General features: G+C 25.6%; 1 protein-coding gene. It reads left to right on the top strand.

The features are described from left to right. Positions 1 to 403: 403 nt before the first annotated feature. Positions 404 to 1,015, top strand: a 612-nt coding sequence (locus Q0370_RS01115) for a metal-dependent transcriptional regulator (protein WP_299570951.1), incomplete at its 3' end; no start/stop codon positions are given.

Raw genomic sequence — 1,015 nt, 5'->3', positions numbered from 1 at the left:
CTAAAAAAAGTTCAGCCTAAAGCCTTCGTTTTTGAAAATGTAACTGGGCTTTTATCTGCAAAAAATAAAAGTGGAGAAAAAATTAAATTTGAAATTGATTTAGGAAGTTATATATAAAACTGAGTAATTTTTTTACTTGGTTCTCTATATCTTCTTTATCTTTCATTCAGTTAAATGCACTTTAACATCAGTTAAATCTGTATTATAAAGTGCATTTTTTTATTTACCAGATTTTAAAAGTATTTTTAGTATAACAATTATAATTTTTAAATCAATCTTACTAATTCTTTAAAAGTTTTATTAATTGGTATTGACAATTTAAATATTTGGTGGTAATATAACATTGTTAGGTTTGCCTAATTTTATAATTAGGCTTATCTAAGACAAAAAGAAAGGAGTTGAGATGAGTAAAAGTATTGAAGATTATTTAAAAGGGATATACACTTTGAAAAAGAAAAAAGAATACTCCAATAAAAAACTTGCAGAATATTTAAATATCTCTCCAGCATCTGTTAGCGAAATGATAAAAAAGCTAGTAAATGAAGGCTATTTAACTATTGAAAAAAAGAAAGTGAAGCTTACTGAAAAAGGAAATAATTTTGCATTAGATATTATTCGTAAACATAGAGTTTGGGAAGTTTTTCTATTTGAAAAACTGGGATATGATAAGGAAGATGTTCATAAAGAGGCTGAGATTTTAGAACACGTTACAAGTAACAAACTTCTTCAAAAACTTGAAAAGTTTTTATTTTATCCAAAAGAATGCCCACACGGAAGTCCAATTTTTTATGATTTGAAAGACTTTGATGAAGGAAATGTCATAAAATTGTCAGAGGCTGAAGAAGATGATGAAATTGTTATACTGAGTGTAGAGGATAATATTGAATTATACGACTATCTGCGGGATTTAAACATAAATTTAAAAGAACAGTATATTGTTGAAAAAAAAGATCCCTTTGATGGTCCAATATATTTAAAAAGTAAAGAAAACAATAAAAAAATAGTAGCTTTTAAT

This window comes from uncultured Leptotrichia sp. (assembly GCF_938036635.1).
GTDB lineage: Bacteria > Fusobacteriota > Fusobacteriia > Fusobacteriales > Leptotrichiaceae > Leptotrichia > Leptotrichia hongkongensis.
Note: the sequence above shows the minus strand (reverse complement) of the source record. Positions and strands in the feature narration are given on the sequence as shown.